This window comes from Halomonas sp. E14 (assembly GCF_052568415.1).
Genome location: NZ_CP199423.1, coordinates 137,419 through 155,231, shown reverse-complemented (window position 1 = coordinate 155,231; position 17,813 = coordinate 137,419). Strand labels below are relative to the sequence as shown.

The following is a 17,813-nucleotide window of genomic DNA, read 5'->3' as shown; positions in this document are numbered from 1 at the left end:
CAGGGGATCTCCAGAAGGGTCAAAAAGTTTCAGTAGTCAGCGATCCTGACGCGCCATGCGCTCGAAGCGCACCAGCCATTCACCCAGCCATCCCTGAGCCAGCCCCTCTTCGCGGCTGTCCAACAGGTTCTTGACCGTCAGGCCGAGCTCGGTATCGCCCTCGATCACCAACCGGCGCTGGAAGAACAGGGCGTCGGGGTCCTCGCGCCGGGTCGCCAGGCATAGGAACTCGCGCCAGCCGCCACGAATAGTCGCTTCGCCCGCCTCGCGGGTCAGCGCAAAGCGCTGGTCCACCAGCGTCAGCGTCAGCACGACCCCCAGGTCTTCGACATGGAGGCTGATGCGGCGGTCTTCGAGGGCGTCGAACTCCCCTTCGAGCAGGGGCTCGGCAAAGGTGCGGTTGAGCAGCGGCTCGATCACCTGGCGCTTCAGCGTGAGCGGCACGCGGGGGTCGATGGCGCGGATCAGGCGAGTCGGGGCAGGCGGGCGCGGCAAGCGAGACAGGGACAACGGAAACATCGCAACTCTCCGAGGGGTCGAACCGATGGAATCGATGGCGGCCTGTGCGGCCGGCGGACCGATCATCCTAAGCTCGACGCGGCCTGTCTGCACTGATATGCGTCAAGCTCCTGCTAACGCCCCTGCCGGGGTCTGCGTACCATATATAGTTCAACCAGGACGATCAAGCGACCATATCTGGATTTTTTTACGTCCAAGGGGTTGCAATTCGATAACTATTTGATCCCCAAGCGACGTGCCAGTTTGTGCAGGTTACTGGGGTCGACGGCAAGTCGTCGGGCGGCGTTCGCCCAGTGGCCATCGCACGCCGCCAGGGCCTCGCGGATGGCCTGGCGCTGGGCCGTATCGACCTGCTGGCGCAGGCTGGCCTGGGCGGTGGTATGCGGGTCAAGGCGACCTGCTTCCGCCTGGACTCGGGGATACATCAGCTGGGGCAGATCGAGCCACGCCGGCTGCAGGGTCACGATGTCGTCGCGCTGCGAACCATGGCCCAGGGCCTTGATCGCCGCACGGCTGATGACGTGCTCGAGTTCACGCACGTTGCCGGGCCAGGAATAGGCCAGCAGCGCCGCTTCGGCGGCAGGCGCAAGGCGCAGGCTGCGCACGCCAAGCCGCGCGCGGTTGATCTCGAGGAAGTGCCCGGCCAGCACCAGCACATCGCTGTCGCGCTCGCGCAGCGGCGGGATCGCCACCGGGTAGACCGACAGCCGGTGGTAGAGGTCGGCGCGGAAATGGCCGTCGCGCACGCCGTCGGCCAGGTGGCGGTTGGTGGCCGCCACGATGCGTACGTCGACCCGCCGCGGAGTGTCCTCGCCCAGCCGCTGTACCTCGCCGTTCTGCAGCGCACGCAAGAGCTTGGCCTGGATCGCCAACGGCAGCTCGCCCACCTCGTCGAGGAACAGGGTGCCACCGTCGGCGGCCTCGAAGCGCCCGGCCCGATCCGCCGTGGCGCCGGAGAAGGCGCCCTTCACGTGGCCGAACAGTTCGCTCTCGGCCAGGGTGTCCGGCAGCGCCGCGCAGTTGACCTGCACCAGCGGCTGGTCGCGACGCGGCGAGCGCTGGTGCAGGCGCCGCGCAAACAGCTCCTTGCCCACCCCGGTCTCGCCCAACAACAGCACCGGCAGATCGGCCTCGGCCACCACGTCGAGCTCGCGCAGCAGGCGCTGCAGCACGGCGCTATGGCCGAGGATCTCGCCGCTCTCGCCGCGCACCACCTGGGCAACGCTGTCATGGCGGGCCATGCGCAGCGCACGGATATCCTGCTCAAGCCGGGTCACCCGCACCGCCGCTTCCACCAGCAGCGCATAGCGCTCCAGTGCCCGTCGCGCCGCCTCGTCGAAGGTGCCCGCCACCAGCGCATCCAGGGTCAGCACGCCCCAGGGTTCGCCCTCCACATGCAGGCTGATGCCCATGCAGTCGTGCACGTGCAGCGGCTCCCCCGGATGCTGCTCGATCAAGCCGTCGTAGGGGTCGGGCAGCGCCGAATCGGGGGGGAACAGGGTCGAGCGACGGCTGGTGAGGATCGCGGCCAGACGCGGATGACGGGCCACCTCGAAGCGCCGTCCCAGCGCCTCGCGCACCAGCCCTTCGACGGCCACCGGCGCCAGCACGTCCTCCTGCAGCCGCAGCAGGCACACCGCACCGCAGGAAAAGCCCTCACGCAGGGTGCGCACCAGGCGCTGCAGACGTACCGCACTGGGCAGGTCCGCCGTGAGATCGGCGATCAGAGAGTCATCCAACATGGTGAAAATTACCTTGCAAGGTTTATTCGACCCTAGCTGCACTGGGTGAAAAAAACCATAAAAATACGACTCATTGATTTATTTGCAAAAAATTCTTGGCATGGGCCTTGCTACAAGAAAGATGACTTAGACCGCTACCCAGGAGTTCTCATGACCCTTCTCGAGCAAACCGTCGGCCGCATCGCCCTTTCCCTGCCTGGCGCCACCCGCGTGTTCCACGCCTACAACATCGATTTCTGCTGCGGGGGTCGCATCAGCCTGCGCGAGGCCGCCGAGCGCGCCGGCCTGCTGGCCGACAAGCTGGTCTCCGAGCTCGAGGCGCTGCCGGCCGGCAGCGTCTCCGAGCGCGACTGGCGTGAAGCCAGCAACGACGAGCTGATCGACTATATCCTGACGCGCTACCACGACGTGCACCGCCAGCAGCTGCCCGAACTGATCCGCATGGCGCGCCGGGTCGAGCTGGTCCACGGCGATCGCGAGAGCTGCCCCAACGGGCTGGCCGACCTGCTCACCGGGATCTACCAGGAGATGGAGAGCCACATGCAGAAGGAGGAGCAGATCCTGTTCCCCATGCTGCGGGCCGGCATGGGCGCCCAGGCCCAGGGGCCGATCGCGGTGATGCGCCACGAGCACGACGACCATGGCGAAAACCTGGAACATGTGATGGCGCTGACCAACGACATCACCCCGCCCAAGGGCGCCTGCACCACCTGGCGTGCCCTGTACACCGGGCTGCGCGAGTTCCGCGAAGACCTGATGGAGCACATCCATCTGGAGAACAACCTGCTGTTCGAACGCGCCATGTAACGCGCTTCGATGCTAAAACGGCGCCCCGCGGGGCGCCGTTTTACCTTCCGAGAAACCGTTACACCGTGCGCGAGAAGCGTCCCTCGTTGGGCTTCAGATAGGCATCGAAGGCCATCGCCATGTTGCGCATCATCAGGCGCCCGGCGGGCAGCACTTCAATGGCCTCGTCGCCAATGGCCAGCAAGCCGTCGGCCTGCATCTCCCCGAGCTGTGCCAGCGCATCGGCAAAGTAGTCGCGAAAGGCGATGTCATGGCGCGCCTCGATGGCGGCGAAGTCAATCCGCCCGTGGCACATCAGGGCGTTGATCACGTCGCGGCGCAGGCGGTCGTCGTCGTTGAGCCGGTAGCCGCGCATCACCGGCAGCCGCCCCGCCTCGAGCCGTGCCTGGTACTGGGCAGTCTCCTTGACGTTCTGGCTGTAGCTGTCGCCGACCTTGCCGATGGAGGTGATGCCCAAGCCGATCATGTCGCAGTCGGCGTGGGTGGAGTAACCCTGGAAGTTGCGCTGCAGGGTGCCGTTCTCCTTGGCCAGGGAGAGCTCGTCGTCGGGCAGGGCGAAGTGGTCCATGCCGATGTAGACGTAGCCGGCCGCGGTGAGGCGGCGAATGGTCAGCTCCAGCAGCTCCAGCTTGCGCTCCGGCGGCGGCATGTCCTCGGGGCGGATCAGGCGCTGGGCCTTGAACAGCTCGGGCAGGTGGGCGTAGCTGTAGCTGGCGATGCGGTCGGGGCGCAGGGCGATGATCTTATCGAGGGTGGCATCGAAGCTCGCCACCGTCTGCAGCGGCAGGCCGTAGATCAGGTCGACGCTGACCGACTGGAAGCCGGCCTTGCGGGCGGCGGCCACCAGCTCGACCACCTGCTCCTCGCTCTGCACGCGGTTGACCGCCTTCTGCACGTCCGCGTCGAAATCCTGCACGCCGAAGCTCAGGCGGTTGAAGCCGAGCGCGTGCAGCTCGTGGATCTGCTCGGGGGTGACCGTGCGCGGATCGACCTCGAGAGAGAATTCGCGCCGCTCGGCCGGGGCGAAGTGGAAGGCCTCGTCGAGCGCGGCCATCAGCTCGCCGAGCTGGGCGTTGCTCAGGTAGGTGGGCGTGCCGCCGCCCAGGTGCAGCTGGGTCATGCGCCGCGTCTCGTCGAACAGCGCGCCCTGCACGCCGATCTCCTGCTTCAGCCAGTCCAGATACTCCGCCGCCCGCTCGGTGTTGTGGGTGATGATCTTGTTGCAGGCGCAGTAGTAGCAGAGGCTCTTGCAGAACGGGATGTGCACGTAGACCGACAGCGGCTTGGGCGCGGCCACACGATTGCTGCGCTCGGCGGCGGCGCGGTAATCATCCTCGGCGAACGCGGCATGGAACTGCGGTGCGGTCGGATAGGAGGTGTAGCGCGGCCCCGGGCGGTCGTATTTTTCCACCAGGGGGCGGTTGAACAGCAGATCGTCTTGCATGATCGGGAACAGCCTCTTGATAGGGGGGCATGGCGCACGCCATCGCCGCATGCTGCCCAGTATGACATTGCCGCCAGCCGCCGTCTCGACAGCGCGCGGCTCTATTGCCCGGGGTCAAGTTTGCCCGGCTCGCGCCGCGGCAGGCGGCGTATCCAGACACACAGCCGCCAGCACACCAGGCACCAGGCCAGCGACCAGCACAGCGCCGAGCTCCACAGCACCACCTGCCAGTAGTCGCCCATGTCGAGCGCCCACAGCCGCAGCAGCGCGGCCGTGGCAAACAGCCCGGCCAGCGGCAGCAGCAGCGGCTCGCTTTCCGGCCGCTGCTTGGCGCGCAGGATGACGTGGCGCACCATGATCGTGCTGGAAAGCGTGCCAAGGGCAGCGATAGTGAAGATATGCAGCGTGGCGCTGGCATGTGCCGGCAGCCACCAGTAGCGGGCCAGCAGCAGCAGTCCGATGCCCAGCCAGGCGTAGCCCAGCATCAGCACCTGCAGGTCGGGGCGCCCGGCGCAGCGCAGCGGCTCCCAGCGAGTTATGCGCAGCAGCACCAGCACACCGGCCGCCGCCACCATCAGAGCCGCCAGGGGCCGAAAGGCAGGCCATAGCATCACGAAGGGCGCCAGCCCGAGCAGCACGATAAGCGCAGCTTCGAGACGTGGCTGCACGCCGGCACCGGCCCGGCGGTAGCGGTGCAGGAAGTGACCGTTCACGGCGGGAGCCACGATGCGCCCGCCCATGAACACCATCAGCAGCACCAGCCACAGCACGCTCTGGTGCATCAGCGGGGTGGTGGTCGGCATGCCGTCGAGATAGCGCCAGGTCAGAGTGACCACCGCCAGCAGGCAGATCAGCCCCAGCAGCGGCGCCAGCACCCGATTGCGCCATTTCTTGGCGGCAATGAAGCGAGGCACCAGCAGCGCCGCCACCCCCAGGGCGAACGCGGCATCCGCCAGGCTGGCCAGGGCGCTGCCCGGCAGCTCGAACACTCCCAGCCGGCCCACCAGCCACAGCCCCACGAGCCAGACGAGCCGGCGCTGCGGCTGCGGCCCGAGCAGATAGCCGGCGATCACCGCCAGGGCGAAGCCGAACAGCATTTCCCGCGCATGCGCCGCCGGCGAGCCCAGGTGGCCGACCAGCCGCCCACCGTGATAGAGCGCCAGCAGCGACAGCGGAACCATCACCGCCGCGTGCAGCGTTGCCAGGGGGAACAGCCAGCGCCAGGCCGGCAGCCGCCGAGAGGGCGAGTCCGCGGCCGCAGGGCCGGGGCGGCGCGAAGCCTTTGCATCGAGATTAAACATGTATATAAAATACTACTTAGTATGCTGACTGCCAATCCGCGGGGTATGCCGGGATGCCACGACTGTCACCGCTATCGCTCGCCCGCCTGGCCTGGTGCTCGCTGGCCTACACCTGCATCGGCCTGGGCACCGCCGGGCTGGTCGTGCCGCTGCTGCCCACTACGCCGTTCCTGCTGGTGGCGGCCTGGGCGGCCCCCAAGGGCTCGCCCCGCCTGGCGCGGTGGCTGGAGCGACACCCGCGCATCGGCCCGACCCTGCACGCCTGGCAGCGTCAACGCGCCATACCGCGCCCGGCCAAACGCCTGGCGCTGGGGCTGCTGGCGCTGAGCTGGGCGGTGCTGTGGGCCGGAGGCGCCCCCGGGTGGGTGCTGGGCATGACGGCCGCCCTGTTCACCTGCGTGGCCACCTTCATCCTGACCCGCCCCGACGCCACCCCAGCCAGCCCACGACAGGTGTTAGAATAGACTGATTTTTCGACGAATCTTGCCTGGTGCTGCCAGGCCGCCACTGCCCGAGGCTCGCATGCATCTGACCCGCTACACCGACTATGCGCTGCGCGTTCTGATCTATCTCGCCGTCAAGGGCGAAGAGCGCGCCACGATCCACGAGATCGCAGAGAGCTTCGGCGTCTCCCGCAACCATTTGATGAAGGTGGTGCAAGACCTCAGCCATCGCGGCTACATCACCACCATCCGCGGCAAGAATGGCGGCATCCTGCTCAATCGCGAGCCCGAGAGCATCACCATGGGTGGCCTGGTGCGCGACACCGAACACGAGCTGGGGCTGGTTGAATGCTTCCGCGACCACAACGAATGCATCATCACCCCCGCGTGCCGGCTCAAGCCGATTCTCAACGAAGCCATGGCGGCCTTCCTGGCGGTACTGGACCGCTACACCCTGGCCGATATGCTGGGCCCGCGGCAGTCTCAGCTGGCCCGCTTGCTGCAAATCCCGTCCGAGGTGACCTAGCACACTGTTCGCTCGGGGTCCGTTCTGCCAAACTCGATTTTGGCTTACCATCGAGGTCAGTCTTGCGCGTAACAACGACAGCGACTGGCTTCACCGTGACGCACTACAGGAGAGAACCATGAAGAAACTGTCTATGGCTGTGCTGGCTGGCGCCGCTGCACTGGCCTTCACGGCAACCGCCCAGGCCGAGCCCGACGGCGAAGCGATCTACAACCGGGCCTGCATGGCCTGCCACATGACTGGTGCCGCCGGCGCCCCGATCATGGGCGATGCCGCTGCCTGGGCCCCGCGCCTCGAGCAGGACATGGAGACCCTCTACGATCACTCCATCAACGGCTTCCAGGCCATGCCCCCCAAGGGTGGCCACATGAACCTGACCGACGAGGAAGTGAAGGCCGCCGTGGACTACATGCTCGAACCGGTGCTCTAAGCAAGCAACATTGCCTTGTCAGACGAAGCGCCCCGGCAGCCTGGCTGCCGGGGCGCTTTTGTGGAGAGCTGGGCCTCGCTACAGGGTACGGCGGATATGGGCCCGCGCCAGGTCGTTGATCACCGCCACGTCGATCTCGTCATAAGCGAGCAACTGGCCCTGGTGCTCGACCATGAAGGCCCTGGCCTCGGCCTCGCTGCCGAAGGTGGCCAGCGTCGGCCCCATGGCGCCCATGACCGGATGGTCGGTGACGTAGAAGGCCAGCTCGGCCTCCATGAAGGCATCGTCGGACGGAGAATCCCAGTCGGTGATGCCCATGTCGTGCACGTAGGCCTTGAGCCGCTGGGGCGCGGAGTCCGGCTGCAGCAGCCAGACGAACAGGTCCGAGGTGGAGCAGAACTTCAGCACCTGGCCGCTGCGCGTGCACACCTGCGCCTTGGGCCCGGGGTACTCGCGGATGAACATGCCGCACACGGCGCACTCGTCGCCGGGCTCGATGGGCTGCGGCGTGCAGACGAGCGCCTGCGGCGCCTCTTGCCCGCAGCCGGCCAGGCCGGCGAGGGTTACGCCTCCCATCACGATGATGAATTTTCTGCGGGTCAGCATAGAATGCCTCCTCTGAGCCGAGCGGTGGATTCAGACCTCACGATGGCGGAAGCGCCACAGCGCCAGCCCCAACGGCGCCGCCACCCAGGCCAGCAGCGCTGCCAGCAGCAGGGCCGGGGGGAAGGCGGCATCGGCACCGATGGAGGCCAACCCCGACTGGGTGCGGGCCGCTTCGAAGAAGGTCAGGTTGACGATGCGGAAGATATCGGTGGGGTTGAGCAACAGCAGGTAGTGAAACAGGCTCTCGCTCACCTGCCCCCCGGTGCCCACCAGCAGCGCCAGCAGCCCCAGGTCGTAGACAATCACGAACAGGAACCACACGATCAGCGCCACCCCTGCCGCCCGCGACTTCTCGGTCACGCTGACGCTGACCAGATAGGCCAGGCCAATGAACGCCCAGCCCAGCAGCATCGCCGAAACGATGAACAGACCCAGGGCGGCGAGCGTCTCGCCAAGGTTCTCGCTGTGCCCCAGCAGGGTGATGACCAGCCCGGCCAGGCCGAAGCCCACCAGGGTGGCGGCCCCCAGGGTCGCCGCGTGGCCGACAAACTTGCCGGCCAGCAGCTCGACCCGGCTCATCGGATAGGTCAGCAGCAGCAGCAGCGTGCCGGCTTCGTCCTCGCCGACGATGCTGTCGTAGGCCAGCATCAGCGCGATCAGCGGAATCAGGAACACCGCCAGGCTCGACAGGCTGACAATGGTGGTGGAGACGCGGGTGAAGCCGACCTGGCCCGAAGCCGCCGCGCCGAAGTAGGCCAGGCCCACCGCCAGCACGCCGAACACCAGGGTGATGGCCAGCACCCAACGGTTGCGCAGGCCGTCGCGGAACTCCTTGCCGGCCACGATCAGGACGTTGTTCATGCGGCGTCTCCCTGCAGGCGCATGGCGCCATCAAAGTGAACGTAAAGCGACTCCAGGGTCGGCGGCTCCAGCTCCAGTTCGTCGAGCGCGCCCTGGGCGGCCAGCAGATGCAGCACGCCCGCCTTGGCGCGGGCCGGCAGCGATATCTCGAGGCGCCCATCCGCCAGCGGGGTGGCGTCGCTGCCCAGCCCGCTCAGGCGTTCGACCAGCACCGCGGTATCCCCCCGCGAGCGCAGCCGCATGACCAGCGGCAGCGCGGCCGACTCGCGCAGCTCGTCGATGCTGCCGGCGGCCAGCATCCGGCCCCGCCCGAAGATCACCGCCCGGTCGATGTGACGCTCCACGCCGGGCAGCACGTGCGAACACAGGATGACGCTGACGCCGCGCCGGCTCAGCTCGTCGACCATCCCGTAGAAGTCCTTGGTGGCCATGGGATCGAGGCCGGTGGTGGGCTCGTCGAGCAGCAGCAGGCGCGGCTCACCGAGCAGCGCCTGGGCCAGGCCGAGGCGCTGGCGCATGCCCTTGGAGTAGGTCTTGACCCGGCGATCCATGGCATGGGCCAGCCCCACCCGCTCGAGCAGCTCGCCGACCTGCCCACTCGCCACCCGCTTGAGCCGGGCGAAATAGTCGAGCACCTCGCGGCCGCTGAGCTGCTCGTAGAACTGCACGTTCTCGGGCAGGTAGCCCAGGCGGCGGCGCAGCTCGTTGGCCACCACCCCGCCGGGGTCGTGGCCGAATACCGCAAGCGACCCCCGGGTCGGGCGTATCAGCCCCAGGATCAGCTTCATGGTGGTCGACTTGCCGGCGCCGTTGTGCCCCATCAGGCCCAGCACCTCGCCCTCCTGCAGGGTCAGACTGATATCGTCCAGGGCGGTCAGCGGGCCGTAGCACTTGCCGACCGAGCGCATCTCGATCACGGGCTGAGTCATTGCACTATCTCCGCCATCCATTCCGGTAGGGACATCAAGGGGTGACTGTCGCGCACCCCGGGGGGACGCAGGATCGGGAACTCCCGCTGCACCCAGCGCAGCACCAGCACGGCGGGGCTGTTGAGCAGGATCTTGGCCATCGGGTAGGTCCAGATCAGCCGGTCCATCGAATCGTTGGGCTCGTAGGGGGTGTCGCCGATGCCGTCATTGCCGAGATCCCAGCCCAGGTAGTCGCTCCAGTAGTTGCCGCGCCCCGCGTGGGACCACTCCTGCTGGCGTATGGCCACGTACTTCACCTGGGTCTGGTTGCCGACGAAGGCGTTGCCGTGGAAGCGGTTGTCCTCGGAGCCAGCGGTCATGTGGATGCCGATCTCGGTGCGGGCGAAGAGGTTGTCGCGGATGTCGTTGAACAGCGAGTTGTAGATGAACAGCGCCTTGCCTTCGGCCCCGGAGATGGCGTGGCCGTCGGGCACGCCCGGCTGCTCGCCGCGCTGGGTGTCCAGGGCGACGTTCTCGGCCAGCTCCGAATCGACGATGAAATTGAGCAAAAAGCCATAGTTCTGGTCCTCCACGGAGCGGTTGCCCACCACCGTGAGATAGCGCGACTGCATCAGCGCATAGCCCAACCGGTTGTCGCGGGTCAGGTTGCCGCGCACTTCGTTGTGCTGGGAGAACATGTAGTGGATGCCATAGCGCTGGCCATGCAGGTAGTTGTCGATCAGCCGATTGTGGTTGCTGATGTCGATGTAGATGCCGTCGCGGGTCTCCCACACTTCGTTGCCGATGATCTCGGAGCCCGTAACGTCATAGAGATGCAGGCCGTTGCCACGGTCCTGGGAACGCAGCGAGGTGTCGCCGCTGATGCGGTTGCCGGCCACCCGCAGGTCGGCCACGCTGTCCATCCAGATGCCGAAGCCGCGGGCCTCGATGCGGTTGTTCTCGATCACGCTGCCGGTCGCCTTGCGGTCGACGAAGAGCGCCGCATCCATGGCGGTCATGTCGGCACCGTCGTTGCGCAGGTGCAGGTCGCGCACCTCGATGCGCGGGGCCGCCAGGGTCAGCACCCGGCCATGGCCTTGGCCGTCGAGTACGGCGTCCGGCTCGCCCACCAGCACGATGGAGCGCCTGACCACGAAATTGCCGGCGTGCTCGCCGCTGACTCGTACCAGATCCCCGTCGGCAGCGGCATCGAGCACCGCCTGCAGCGGCTGCTCGCCAGGCACCACGCGCCATTCGACGGCCCAGGCCAGCCCCGGCAGGCTCAGCAGCGCCGCCAGGAGCGTCACTGTCAAACGCATACGCATGTCCTCAGAGCGAAAGGGGGAGCCGGCGCAGCGCACCGGCTCCAATGGCATCAGGCGGGTTCGACCAGCATGCGCCCGGCCATCTCCATGTGCAGCGCATGGCAGAACCAAGTACAGAAGAACCAGTAGACGCCTGCTCGATCGGCGGTGAAGGTCACCGACGAGGTCTGCTGCGGGTTGACCTCCATCGACACGCCGTAGTTGATGATGGCGAAGCCGTGGGACAGATCCTCGATCCGGTCGAGGTTGGTCACGATCACGGTCACCTCGTCGCCCTGCTTGACGCGGAACTCGTTCAGGCCGTACTGCGGGGCCACCGCCGTCAGGTAGACGCGCACCTTGTTGCCGTTGCGCACCACCTTGCTGTCGGTCTCGAGGTTGACGCCGTCTTCCTCGGCCCACTGTCGCGCCTGGGCCCAGAACGGGTCGTCGCGGTTGAAGATCGCCGTGGGCCGTACCTGGTCGGGGCGGCACATGATGCAGTCGTGGGGCTCGGCGAAGGCCGGGCCGTCGTGCACCAGCTTCATCTCGTCACCAGAGATGTCGATCAGCTGATCGTTCTCGGGGTGCAGCGGGCCCACCGGCAGGAAGCGGTCCTTGGAGAACTTGCTCAGCACCACCAGCCACTGCCCGTCCGCCTCGGCGGTTTCAGCCAGGGTGGCGTTGAGGTGGCCCGGCTGGTAGTGCACGTCGAGCTTCTGGCGGATGTAGCTCACCTCTTCGCCGGCGTAGTGGCGAATGGCATCCTCGATGTTCCACTTCACCACCTGGCTGTCGATGAACAGCGTGGTATAGGCGTTGCCGCGCCCGTCATAGGTGGTGTGCAGCGGCCCCAGGCCCAGCTCCGGCTCGGCGACCACGGTGTCGCGCAGCTCGATCTTGTTGTCGAACAGGTCGGGCAGCCTGTGGGTGTCGATCACGGTGCAGGTCGGCGACAGCTTGCCGTTGGCGATCAGGTACTTGCCGTCCGGCGTCGCGTTGATGCCGTGGGGGTTCTTGGGTACCGGGATATAGCGGGTGAACGGGTTGTTGTCACCGCGACCGTCCACCACCGGGACTTCGCAGCCCTCGATGTTGAGGAAGTCACCGTTGGCCACCGCGCGCTCGATGGCATGGATGTCGAACACCACCACCCAGTCGCGCTCGAAGCGCATCTTGTCCTGCAGGGTCACGCCGCGCTCGGCGTTGTAGCAGGTCGCCGCGGCGAAGCGGCCCGAGTAGTCGGCGTTGCAGTTGTCGAGGTTGCCGTCGACCCACACCTGCCACTTGATCTCCATGCTCTCGCCGTCGATGCCGGTGAACACCGACCAGTACTGGTCGGGATCGTCCAGGTGGCGGCCGTCGTTGGGCATCGGCACGATCATCTCGCCGTTGGCGAAGACGTAGCCGGTCTTGGGCGCCTTCTGCACGCGCAGGCCGTGGATGGAGTGCGCGTTGGGCACGGTGACGATCTTGTCGCAGCGCATGATATCCAGGCGGATACGCGCGACGCGGGTGTTCAGCTTGTCGTTGGCATACAGGTAGCGGCCGTCGTACTTGCCGTCGGTGCAGCTCATGTGCACGTGGTGCAGGTCGCCGTTCTGGAAGCGGGCGCTGTCGCCCAGCACCGCCAGGCTCTCGTTGGTCTGCCCCCAGCCGGTGGCCGAACAGCGGTTGAACACCGGGATGCGCGCCAGTTCGCGCATCGAGGGCACGCCCAGCACGCGCACCTCGCCGCTCTGGCCGCTGCTCCAGAAGCCGTAGTAGCTGTCCAGCTCGCCCGGATTGACGTGAATGTTGGCCGCATCGCCGGCCGCCGCCTGCGCCGCCGGGCTACGCGTCAGGGCACCGACGCCGGCCACCCCGGCGGCCCCGGCCATGCCCGCCGCACCCAGCATGGCGCTGCCGGCGAGGAAGCGGCGCCGCCCCTCATCCACCGGCGCCAGCAACGGGGTATTGGCCAGGTCCTGATCATCCCTCTGATTCCCGCTCATGACACTTCCTCCGTTCCGTTCGTTTCGTTCGTTTTTTTTCTGATAGGGCTCAGCGCCGCAGCTGCCTTGGCGCTCCTGCTGCTCCGGCGAGGTCGTGCCGCGGGGCACGGCCTCGCCCTTGCTCGTGGGCCGGCGCCGGAAGGCGCGGCCCGCTCATGCCTCGCTGCCGACCTCCATGGCGGGAATACGCCGGGTGTCCTCCCCCTTGCGGCTCAGCTGCGTCGCCTTCTCGAAGCGCTTGCGCCGCTTGACCATCGGCGGACAGCGCTGGTCGTCGTGGTAGGTCAGCTGGCAGTCCAGGCAGTAGTGGCATTCGTTGACATTGATGCGGCCGTCCGGATGGATGGCGGCCACGTGACATTCGTTGGCGCAGATCTGGCAGGGCGTACCGCAGCTGCCGCGGTGACGCTTGAGCCAGTCGAACAGGCGCAGGCGGGCGGGAATGGCGAGTCCGGCGCCCAGCGGGCAGACGTAGCGGCAGTAGAACTTCTGATTGAAGGCGCTGATGGCCAGCAGCAGCACGGCATAGAGCACGAAGCCCCACTCGCGCTGGAACTTGAGCAGCACGGCGGTCTTGAACGGCTCGACCTCGGCGAAGACCTCGGCCTGCCCCACCGACTGCAGGGACAGCGCGAACAGGCCCAGCAGGATGAGGTACTTCAGTGCCCACAGCCGCTCGTGCACGGCGAAGGGCAGCTCGAACTGGGGTACGCGCAGCTTGCGCGCCGCGGTGTTGATCAGCTCCTGCATGGCACCGAAGGGGCACAGCCAGCCGCAGTAGACGCCGCGGCCCCACAGCAGCAGGGTCACCGCGACGAACGACCAGAGGAGGAACATCATCGGGTCCATCAGGAAGGTGGACCAGCGGAAGTCGGTGAACAGGGCGTTGGTGAAGGTCAGGATATTGACCACCGAGAGCTGGGCCAGCGCGTACCAGCCGATGAACACCACGGTGTAGAGCAGGAAGCCGGTACGCAGCACGTGGGTGAGCCGCGGGCGCCGCACCAGCCAGTCCTGGAACAGCAGGATGAGGGTCAGCACGGCCAGGCCCAGGCCCAGCACCACGATATGCATGACCCGGTCTTCCCACACCGAGACCCACAGTGGGCGCGAGGCGGCCTCGTCCTCGAGCATGCCGAGGCTCGGTTCGGGCAGCGCGAGGAACCGTTCGGGTACCTGCACTTCCACCGAGAACCCGGCAAACTCGGTGTCCAGCGCGCCCACCTGGCGCCGCACCAGCAGCTCCAGCTCCCAAGCGAGGCCGGGGTTGAAGCCGGCCTCCTCGCGCAGGATGAAAATGTCGCGCTCAGGCAGCCGCGGGGCGCCGTCGATCTGCAGGTTCCACAGCCTGAGGTAGTCAGTGTCGCGGAACTGGTCGGAGCGCCCGCCGTGGTGGATCAGGATGCGGTCGAAGATGCCGCCGCGCACGAAGCCCGAGCCTTTGAACGAGTAGCGCCCGTCGGCCATGATCGCCAGCGCGTGCTCGCCCTCCGCCAGCGTCTCCATCAGCTGGGCGTACTGCGCCTCGCCGAGCAGGTTGCGGCCGATGGTAGGCACATTGAGATAGGCGACGTAGAGGTCGATGAAGGTCTCGTCCTCGCGCCCGGCCGGGGCGGCGTCGATGCCCTCGGCGGCGGTGCCGACGAAGGCGGCATCGACCTGGCCGCGACTCAGGCGCAGGTGGCCGATCGCCCCATCCTCGCGCAGCGCTTCCCAGCCGGTCTCCTCATAATGATCTTGGCGCACCCGGGCGAGCCCGCTACCACCGCCGCCTTCGAGGATGCCAAGCTCACGCGCCACCTGCCGCGCCGAGCGCATGATGCCTTCCCCCATCACCACCACGGTGACGGTGGCGCCGGACACCGCATCGACCAGCTCATAGCCTTCGCGCCGCTGGCTCGACAGCCCGACCCGCACCTTCTGGCGCACCGACTTGCCGACGTACTGCTCGACGAAGTCATCCAGCACCGTCTCGGGGATGCCCACCAGCATGATCGGCTCCGAGTGATCGAGCACCTCGACCCCGGTGATCCGGCCCTGCAGATCCATCCCGACGCGCATGTTGACCGGATGCCCCGAGTAGGCCGGGATCGGCGCGATGTCGTTGGTCTCGAAGGCGTAGCCGACGAGCTCGCCATCACGCAGCAGCGCCGTCACCGGCGGCGCGACATGGGTCTCGCCCAGGGCGTCGGCCTCGGGAAAGAGCGTCGCCAGCCAGTCGTCGGCCTGTGCCGCCACCGGCAGCAGCCCAAGTCCCATTGCAACAAGCAGCAGCCAGGTTCGTAGGAACCGCATGGATAAGTCTCCGCATCATGTGTCTTCGCACTGGGCCACTTCGCACAGCGCGGCAGGAATCGGCGCGACCCCGCCGGCCGCCGGTAAAAAACAGGCACGGGCCAGCAGCGGCGCGAAGGCGCCACGGGTCACTTTTCTTCAAGGGAAAACAAGCTTGTTACATTCCTGTTCGGCCCAAGCTTAGAGCCGAAAAAAATGCGGAGTCTGACCTCGATCAAGAAATTCCGGGTCTCGACCGGCACTGCGACAACCTGCCTCAGGCCGCGCCACGACGGGCTTCGTGGCCTGCGACATGGTGTCCTGCGGCGAAAAGCCACAGAGGTCATGACCCATGTCAATTCGACTGCCAAGGGCTTCCGGCATCATGCGTTTAGCCGCCTGGCCAGATGTGCCGGGCGTCTTTAAAGGCCAAAAGATTCATTTCAGATACCTGTTGTGACGTTCCCGCCTCGAACTCGACGCACGCCAGGTAAAAATAAGGACCGCCCATGTCCATCCGGCGCAACGCATTCATCCCCTTGGCATACTTCTGGCTGACAGCGCTGCTTCTGTGTCTCGCGCCCGCCGTGGCAGCCATCGAACTGGAGCAGGTGCGCCCCGGCTTCCCCGACGCCACCCGCCTGGCCCAGGCCGAAGGCGACTATCCCGCCCAGGCGGTCTACGCCGGCGACACCCTGCTGGGCTACGTCTTCGAGACGGACGACGTCGCACCGATCCCGGCCTACTCTGGCAAGCCGATCAGCATGCTGGTGGGCATCGACCTGCAGGCGCAGCTCACCCAGGCCACCATCCTCGGCCACGAGGAGCCGATCATGCTGGTGGGCATCCCAGAGCAGCGGCTGACCGACTACGCCGACGCCCACGTGCCGCACCATGTCAACGAGAAGCTGCGCGTCGGCGAGAACCTCGACGCCATCTCCGGCGCTACCGTCACCGTGATCGTGCTCACCGAGACGATCATGCGCTCGGCGCGGCGCGTCGCCGCCGAGCGCGGGCTGATTCCCGACCCGCTGGCCACCCCACCGGCCGAGGTACGCCACGACGTGTTCGAGCCGGCCGACTGGGAAACCCTGGTGGGCGACGGCACCATTCGCCGCCTGCACCTGACCCACGGCGAGATCGACGCCGCCTTCGTCGGCACCCTGGCCGAGGGCTACGCCAGCGGCGCAGCGGCCGACAGCACCTTCATCGACCTCTACGTCACCTACCTCAACGCCCCCACCGCCGGGCGCAACCTGCTGGGCGACATCGTCTACGAGCAGCTGATGGAGCGCCTGGAAGAGGGCGAGCACGCCATCGGCGTGATGGCCAGCGGCGACTACTCGTTCAAGGGCTCCGGCTATGTGCGCGGCGGCATCTTCGACCGCGTCGAGGCGGCCCAGGGCACCACCAACATCGCCTTCCAGGACCGCGACCACCGCCGTATCGTTCGCCTGGCCATCGACGGCGCCCCGCGGCTCACCGAGCGCGATATCTTCATCATCCGCAACGAGGCCGAATTCGACCCGGGCGAGCCCTGGGAGCTGGGTCTGTTGGTGCGCCGCGCCGCCGGGCCGTTGGAAACCGAGTTCGTGCGCTTCAACGCCCACTACAGCATTCCCGAGCGCTTCATCGAGCGCGCGGAGCCCCCGGTGGAGGAGGCGCTGTGGGTCCAGGTGTGGCGCGACAAGACCTTCCAGATCGTGGTGCTGGGCGCAGGGCTCGCCGTACTCACCGCGGTCATGCTGTTCCAGGACGTACTGGTGCGCTATCCGCGTGTCTTCGCCCCGCTGCGCACCGGCTTTCTGGTCTACACCGTGGTATTCATCGGCTGGTACGCCCTGGCCCAGCTCTCGGTGGTCAACATCCTCACCTTCGTGCATTCGCTGATGGGCGGCTTCAGCTGGGCCTCGTTCCTGATCGACCCGATGATGTTCATCCTCTGGTCGTTCGTCGCGGTGACCTTGCTGCTATGGGGCCGCGGCGTGTTCTGCGGCTGGCTGTGCCCCTTCGGCGCCATGCAGGAGCTGATCAACAAGGCCGCGCGCAAGCTGCGCGTGCCGCAGTTCGAGCTGCCGTTCGCCGTGCACGAACGGCTGTGGGCGCTGAAATACATCATCCTGCTGGCGCTGTTCGCCGTGTCGCTGCACTCGCTGGGGCAGGCCGAGCGCTACGCCGAGGTCGAGCCGTTCAAGACCGCCGTGACCATGCGCTTCCAGCGCGAGTGGGGCTTCCTGCTCTACGCACTCGGCCTGCTCGCCATCTCGGCGTTCACCCACAAGGCCTACTGCCGCTATATCTGCCCGCTGGGCGCGGGGCTCGCGATTCCCGCCCGCCTGCGCCTGTTCGACTGGCTCAAGCGCCACCGCGGCAACTGCGGTACGCCCTGCCAGATCTGCGCCAACGAGTGCGAGGTCGCCGCCATCCATCCGGACGGCCGCATCAACGCCAACGAGTGCCACTACTGCCTGGATTGCCAGGTGACCTATCACGACGACCGCCGCTGCCCGCCGATGGTCAAGCGCCGCAAGCGCTACGAGAAGGCCGCCCGCGCCTCCTCTTCGGGCGGTGCCGTGGGTACCTTCCCGGCCGACGCTGCGCAGGGCAGCCAGGCCAAACTGCAGCGCATTCCCACTCTTCAGGAGGAGTGAACC

15 protein-coding genes are annotated in these 17,813 nt (G+C 67.0%); 5 read left to right on the top strand and 10 right to left on the bottom strand.

The annotated features are described in order from the left end of the window. Positions 1-36 precede the first annotated feature (36 nt). Complete coding sequence (ubiT, locus tag ACT7B3_RS00720) at positions 37-519, bottom strand: ubiquinone anaerobic biosynthesis accessory factor UbiT (RefSeq protein WP_444678755.1); 483 nt, start codon at positions 517-519, stop codon at positions 37-39. Positions 520-734: 215 nt separating this feature from the next. Next, on the bottom strand, positions 735-2,261 hold the full coding sequence (gene norR / locus ACT7B3_RS00715) for a nitric oxide reductase transcriptional regulator NorR (RefSeq protein WP_445156531.1): 1,527 nt from the start codon (positions 2,259-2,261) through the stop codon (positions 735-737). A 150-nt stretch (positions 2,262-2,411) separates the two neighbouring features. On the opposite strand from norR, the gene ytfE reads away from it, so the two are divergent. Continuing rightward, positions 2,412-3,068, top strand: a complete 657-nt coding sequence (ytfE, locus tag ACT7B3_RS00710) for an iron-sulfur cluster repair protein YtfE (protein WP_444678757.1) — start codon at positions 2,412-2,414, stop codon at positions 3,066-3,068. 58 nt (positions 3,069-3,126) lie between these two features. Here ytfE and hemN read toward each other — a convergent pair whose 3' ends face one another. Next, complete coding sequence (hemN, locus tag ACT7B3_RS00705; protein WP_445156530.1) at positions 3,127-4,512, bottom strand: oxygen-independent coproporphyrinogen III oxidase; 1,386 nt, start codon at positions 4,510-4,512, stop codon at positions 3,127-3,129. 101 nt (positions 4,513-4,613) lie between these two features. Further along, positions 4,614-5,813 (bottom strand): NnrS family protein, encoded by a 1,200-nt coding sequence (locus tag ACT7B3_RS00700; RefSeq protein WP_445156529.1) that lies wholly within the window; start codon positions 5,811-5,813, stop codon positions 4,614-4,616. 53 nt (positions 5,814-5,866) lie between these two features. Here ACT7B3_RS00700 and ACT7B3_RS00695 point away from each other — a divergent pair, with 53 nt between their 5' ends. The 3 genes from ACT7B3_RS00695 (at position 5,867) to ACT7B3_RS00685 (ending at position 7,212) form a co-directional block, all read left to right on the top strand. Then, positions 5,867-6,277: a YbaN family protein gene (locus ACT7B3_RS00695; RefSeq protein ID WP_445156528.1), complete on the top strand. Its 411-nt coding sequence runs from the start codon at positions 5,867-5,869 to the stop codon at positions 6,275-6,277. A gap of 58 nt (positions 6,278-6,335) precedes the next feature. Next, positions 6,336-6,782: an Rrf2 family transcriptional regulator gene (locus tag ACT7B3_RS00690; RefSeq protein ID WP_444678758.1), complete on the top strand. Its 447-nt coding sequence runs from the start codon at positions 6,336-6,338 to the stop codon at positions 6,780-6,782. A gap of 118 nt (positions 6,783-6,900) precedes the next feature. Next, on the top strand, positions 6,901-7,212 hold the full coding sequence (locus ACT7B3_RS00685; protein WP_445156527.1) for a c-type cytochrome: 312 nt from the start codon (positions 6,901-6,903) through the stop codon (positions 7,210-7,212). Positions 7,213-7,290: 78 nt separating this feature from the next. Here the strand turns inward: ACT7B3_RS00685 and ACT7B3_RS00680 are convergent, their stop codons facing one another. The 6 genes from ACT7B3_RS00680 to nosR (ACT7B3_RS00655) form a co-directional block, all read right to left on the bottom strand. Beyond that, the gene (locus ACT7B3_RS00680) at positions 7,291-7,818 is read right to left on the bottom strand and encodes a nitrous oxide reductase accessory protein NosL (RefSeq protein ID WP_445156526.1); all 528 of its coding nucleotides are present in this window, start codon (positions 7,816-7,818) and stop codon (positions 7,291-7,293) included. A gap of 30 nt (positions 7,819-7,848) precedes the next feature. Further along, positions 7,849-8,679 (bottom strand): ABC transporter permease, encoded by an 831-nt coding sequence (locus tag ACT7B3_RS00675; protein ID WP_445156525.1) that lies wholly within the window; start codon positions 8,677-8,679, stop codon positions 7,849-7,851. Further along, positions 8,676-9,608 carry an ABC transporter ATP-binding protein gene (locus ACT7B3_RS00670; protein WP_445156524.1) on the bottom strand — a complete coding sequence of 311 codons (933 nt, stop codon included), beginning with the start codon at positions 9,606-9,608 and terminating at the stop codon, positions 8,676-8,678. Before ACT7B3_RS00670 ends, ACT7B3_RS00675 begins: the two co-directional genes overlap by 4 nt. Further along, a complete protein-coding gene (locus ACT7B3_RS00665) occupies positions 9,605-10,906 on the bottom strand; it encodes a nitrous oxide reductase family maturation protein NosD (protein WP_445156523.1) in 1,302 nt (433 codons plus the stop codon). The genes ACT7B3_RS00670 and ACT7B3_RS00665 overlap by 4 nt, the downstream gene beginning before the upstream one ends. 56 nt (positions 10,907-10,962) lie before the next feature. Continuing rightward, a complete protein-coding gene (gene nosZ / locus ACT7B3_RS00660; RefSeq protein WP_445156522.1) occupies positions 10,963-12,885 on the bottom strand; it encodes a TAT-dependent nitrous-oxide reductase in 1,923 nt (640 codons plus the stop codon). A 153-nt stretch (positions 12,886-13,038) separates the two neighbouring features. Then, complete coding sequence (nosR, locus tag ACT7B3_RS00655; protein WP_445156521.1) at positions 13,039-15,180, bottom strand: transcriptional regulator NosR; 2,142 nt, start codon at positions 15,178-15,180, stop codon at positions 13,039-13,041. 488 nt (positions 15,181-15,668) lie between these two features. Between nosR (ACT7B3_RS00655) and nosR (ACT7B3_RS00650) the strand changes: the two genes are divergently transcribed. Beyond that, positions 15,669-17,810: a transcriptional regulator NosR gene (gene nosR, locus ACT7B3_RS00650; RefSeq protein WP_445156520.1), complete on the top strand. Its 2,142-nt coding sequence runs from the start codon at positions 15,669-15,671 to the stop codon at positions 17,808-17,810. The last annotated feature ends 3 nt before the right edge of the window (positions 17,811-17,813 follow it).

Bases quoted from the DNA above. Each gene is read 5' to 3' on its own strand.
- ACT7B3_RS00695 (WP_445156528.1), top strand. From the start codon at position 5,867: ATGCCACGACTGTCACCGCTATCGCTCGCCCGCCTGGCCTGGTGCTCG.
- ytfE (WP_444678757.1), top strand. From the start codon at position 2,412: ATGACCCTTCTCGAGCAAACCGTCGGCCGCATCGCCCTTTCCCTGCCT.
- nosZ (WP_445156522.1), bottom strand. From the start codon at position 12,885: ATGAGCGGGAATCAGAGGGATGATCAGGACCTGGCCAATACCCCGTTG.
- nosR (WP_445156521.1), bottom strand. From the start codon at position 15,180: ATGCGGTTCCTACGAACCTGGCTGCTGCTTGTTGCAATGGGACTTGGG.
- ACT7B3_RS00700 (WP_445156529.1), bottom strand. From the start codon at position 5,813: ATGTTTAATCTCGATGCAAAGGCTTCGCGCCGCCCCGGCCCTGCGGCC.
- ACT7B3_RS00680 (WP_445156526.1), bottom strand. From the start codon at position 7,818: ATGCTGACCCGCAGAAAATTCATCATCGTGATGGGAGGCGTAACCCTC.
- ACT7B3_RS00685 (WP_445156527.1), top strand. From the start codon at position 6,901: ATGAAGAAACTGTCTATGGCTGTGCTGGCTGGCGCCGCTGCACTGGCC.
- ACT7B3_RS00665 (WP_445156523.1), bottom strand. From the start codon at position 10,906: ATGCGTTTGACAGTGACGCTCCTGGCGGCGCTGCTGAGCCTGCCGGGG.
- norR (WP_445156531.1), bottom strand. From the start codon at position 2,261: ATGTTGGATGACTCTCTGATCGCCGATCTCACGGCGGACCTGCCCAGT.
- nosR (WP_445156520.1), top strand. From the start codon at position 15,669: ATGTCCATCCGGCGCAACGCATTCATCCCCTTGGCATACTTCTGGCTG.
- hemN (WP_445156530.1), bottom strand. From the start codon at position 4,512: ATGCAAGACGATCTGCTGTTCAACCGCCCCCTGGTGGAAAAATACGAC.
- ACT7B3_RS00690 (WP_444678758.1), top strand. From the start codon at position 6,336: ATGCATCTGACCCGCTACACCGACTATGCGCTGCGCGTTCTGATCTAT.
- ACT7B3_RS00675 (WP_445156525.1), bottom strand. From the start codon at position 8,679: ATGAACAACGTCCTGATCGTGGCCGGCAAGGAGTTCCGCGACGGCCTG.
- ACT7B3_RS00670 (WP_445156524.1), bottom strand. From the start codon at position 9,608: ATGACTCAGCCCGTGATCGAGATGCGCTCGGTCGGCAAGTGCTACGGC.
- ubiT (WP_444678755.1), bottom strand. From the start codon at position 519: ATGTTTCCGTTGTCCCTGTCTCGCTTGCCGCGCCCGCCTGCCCCGACT.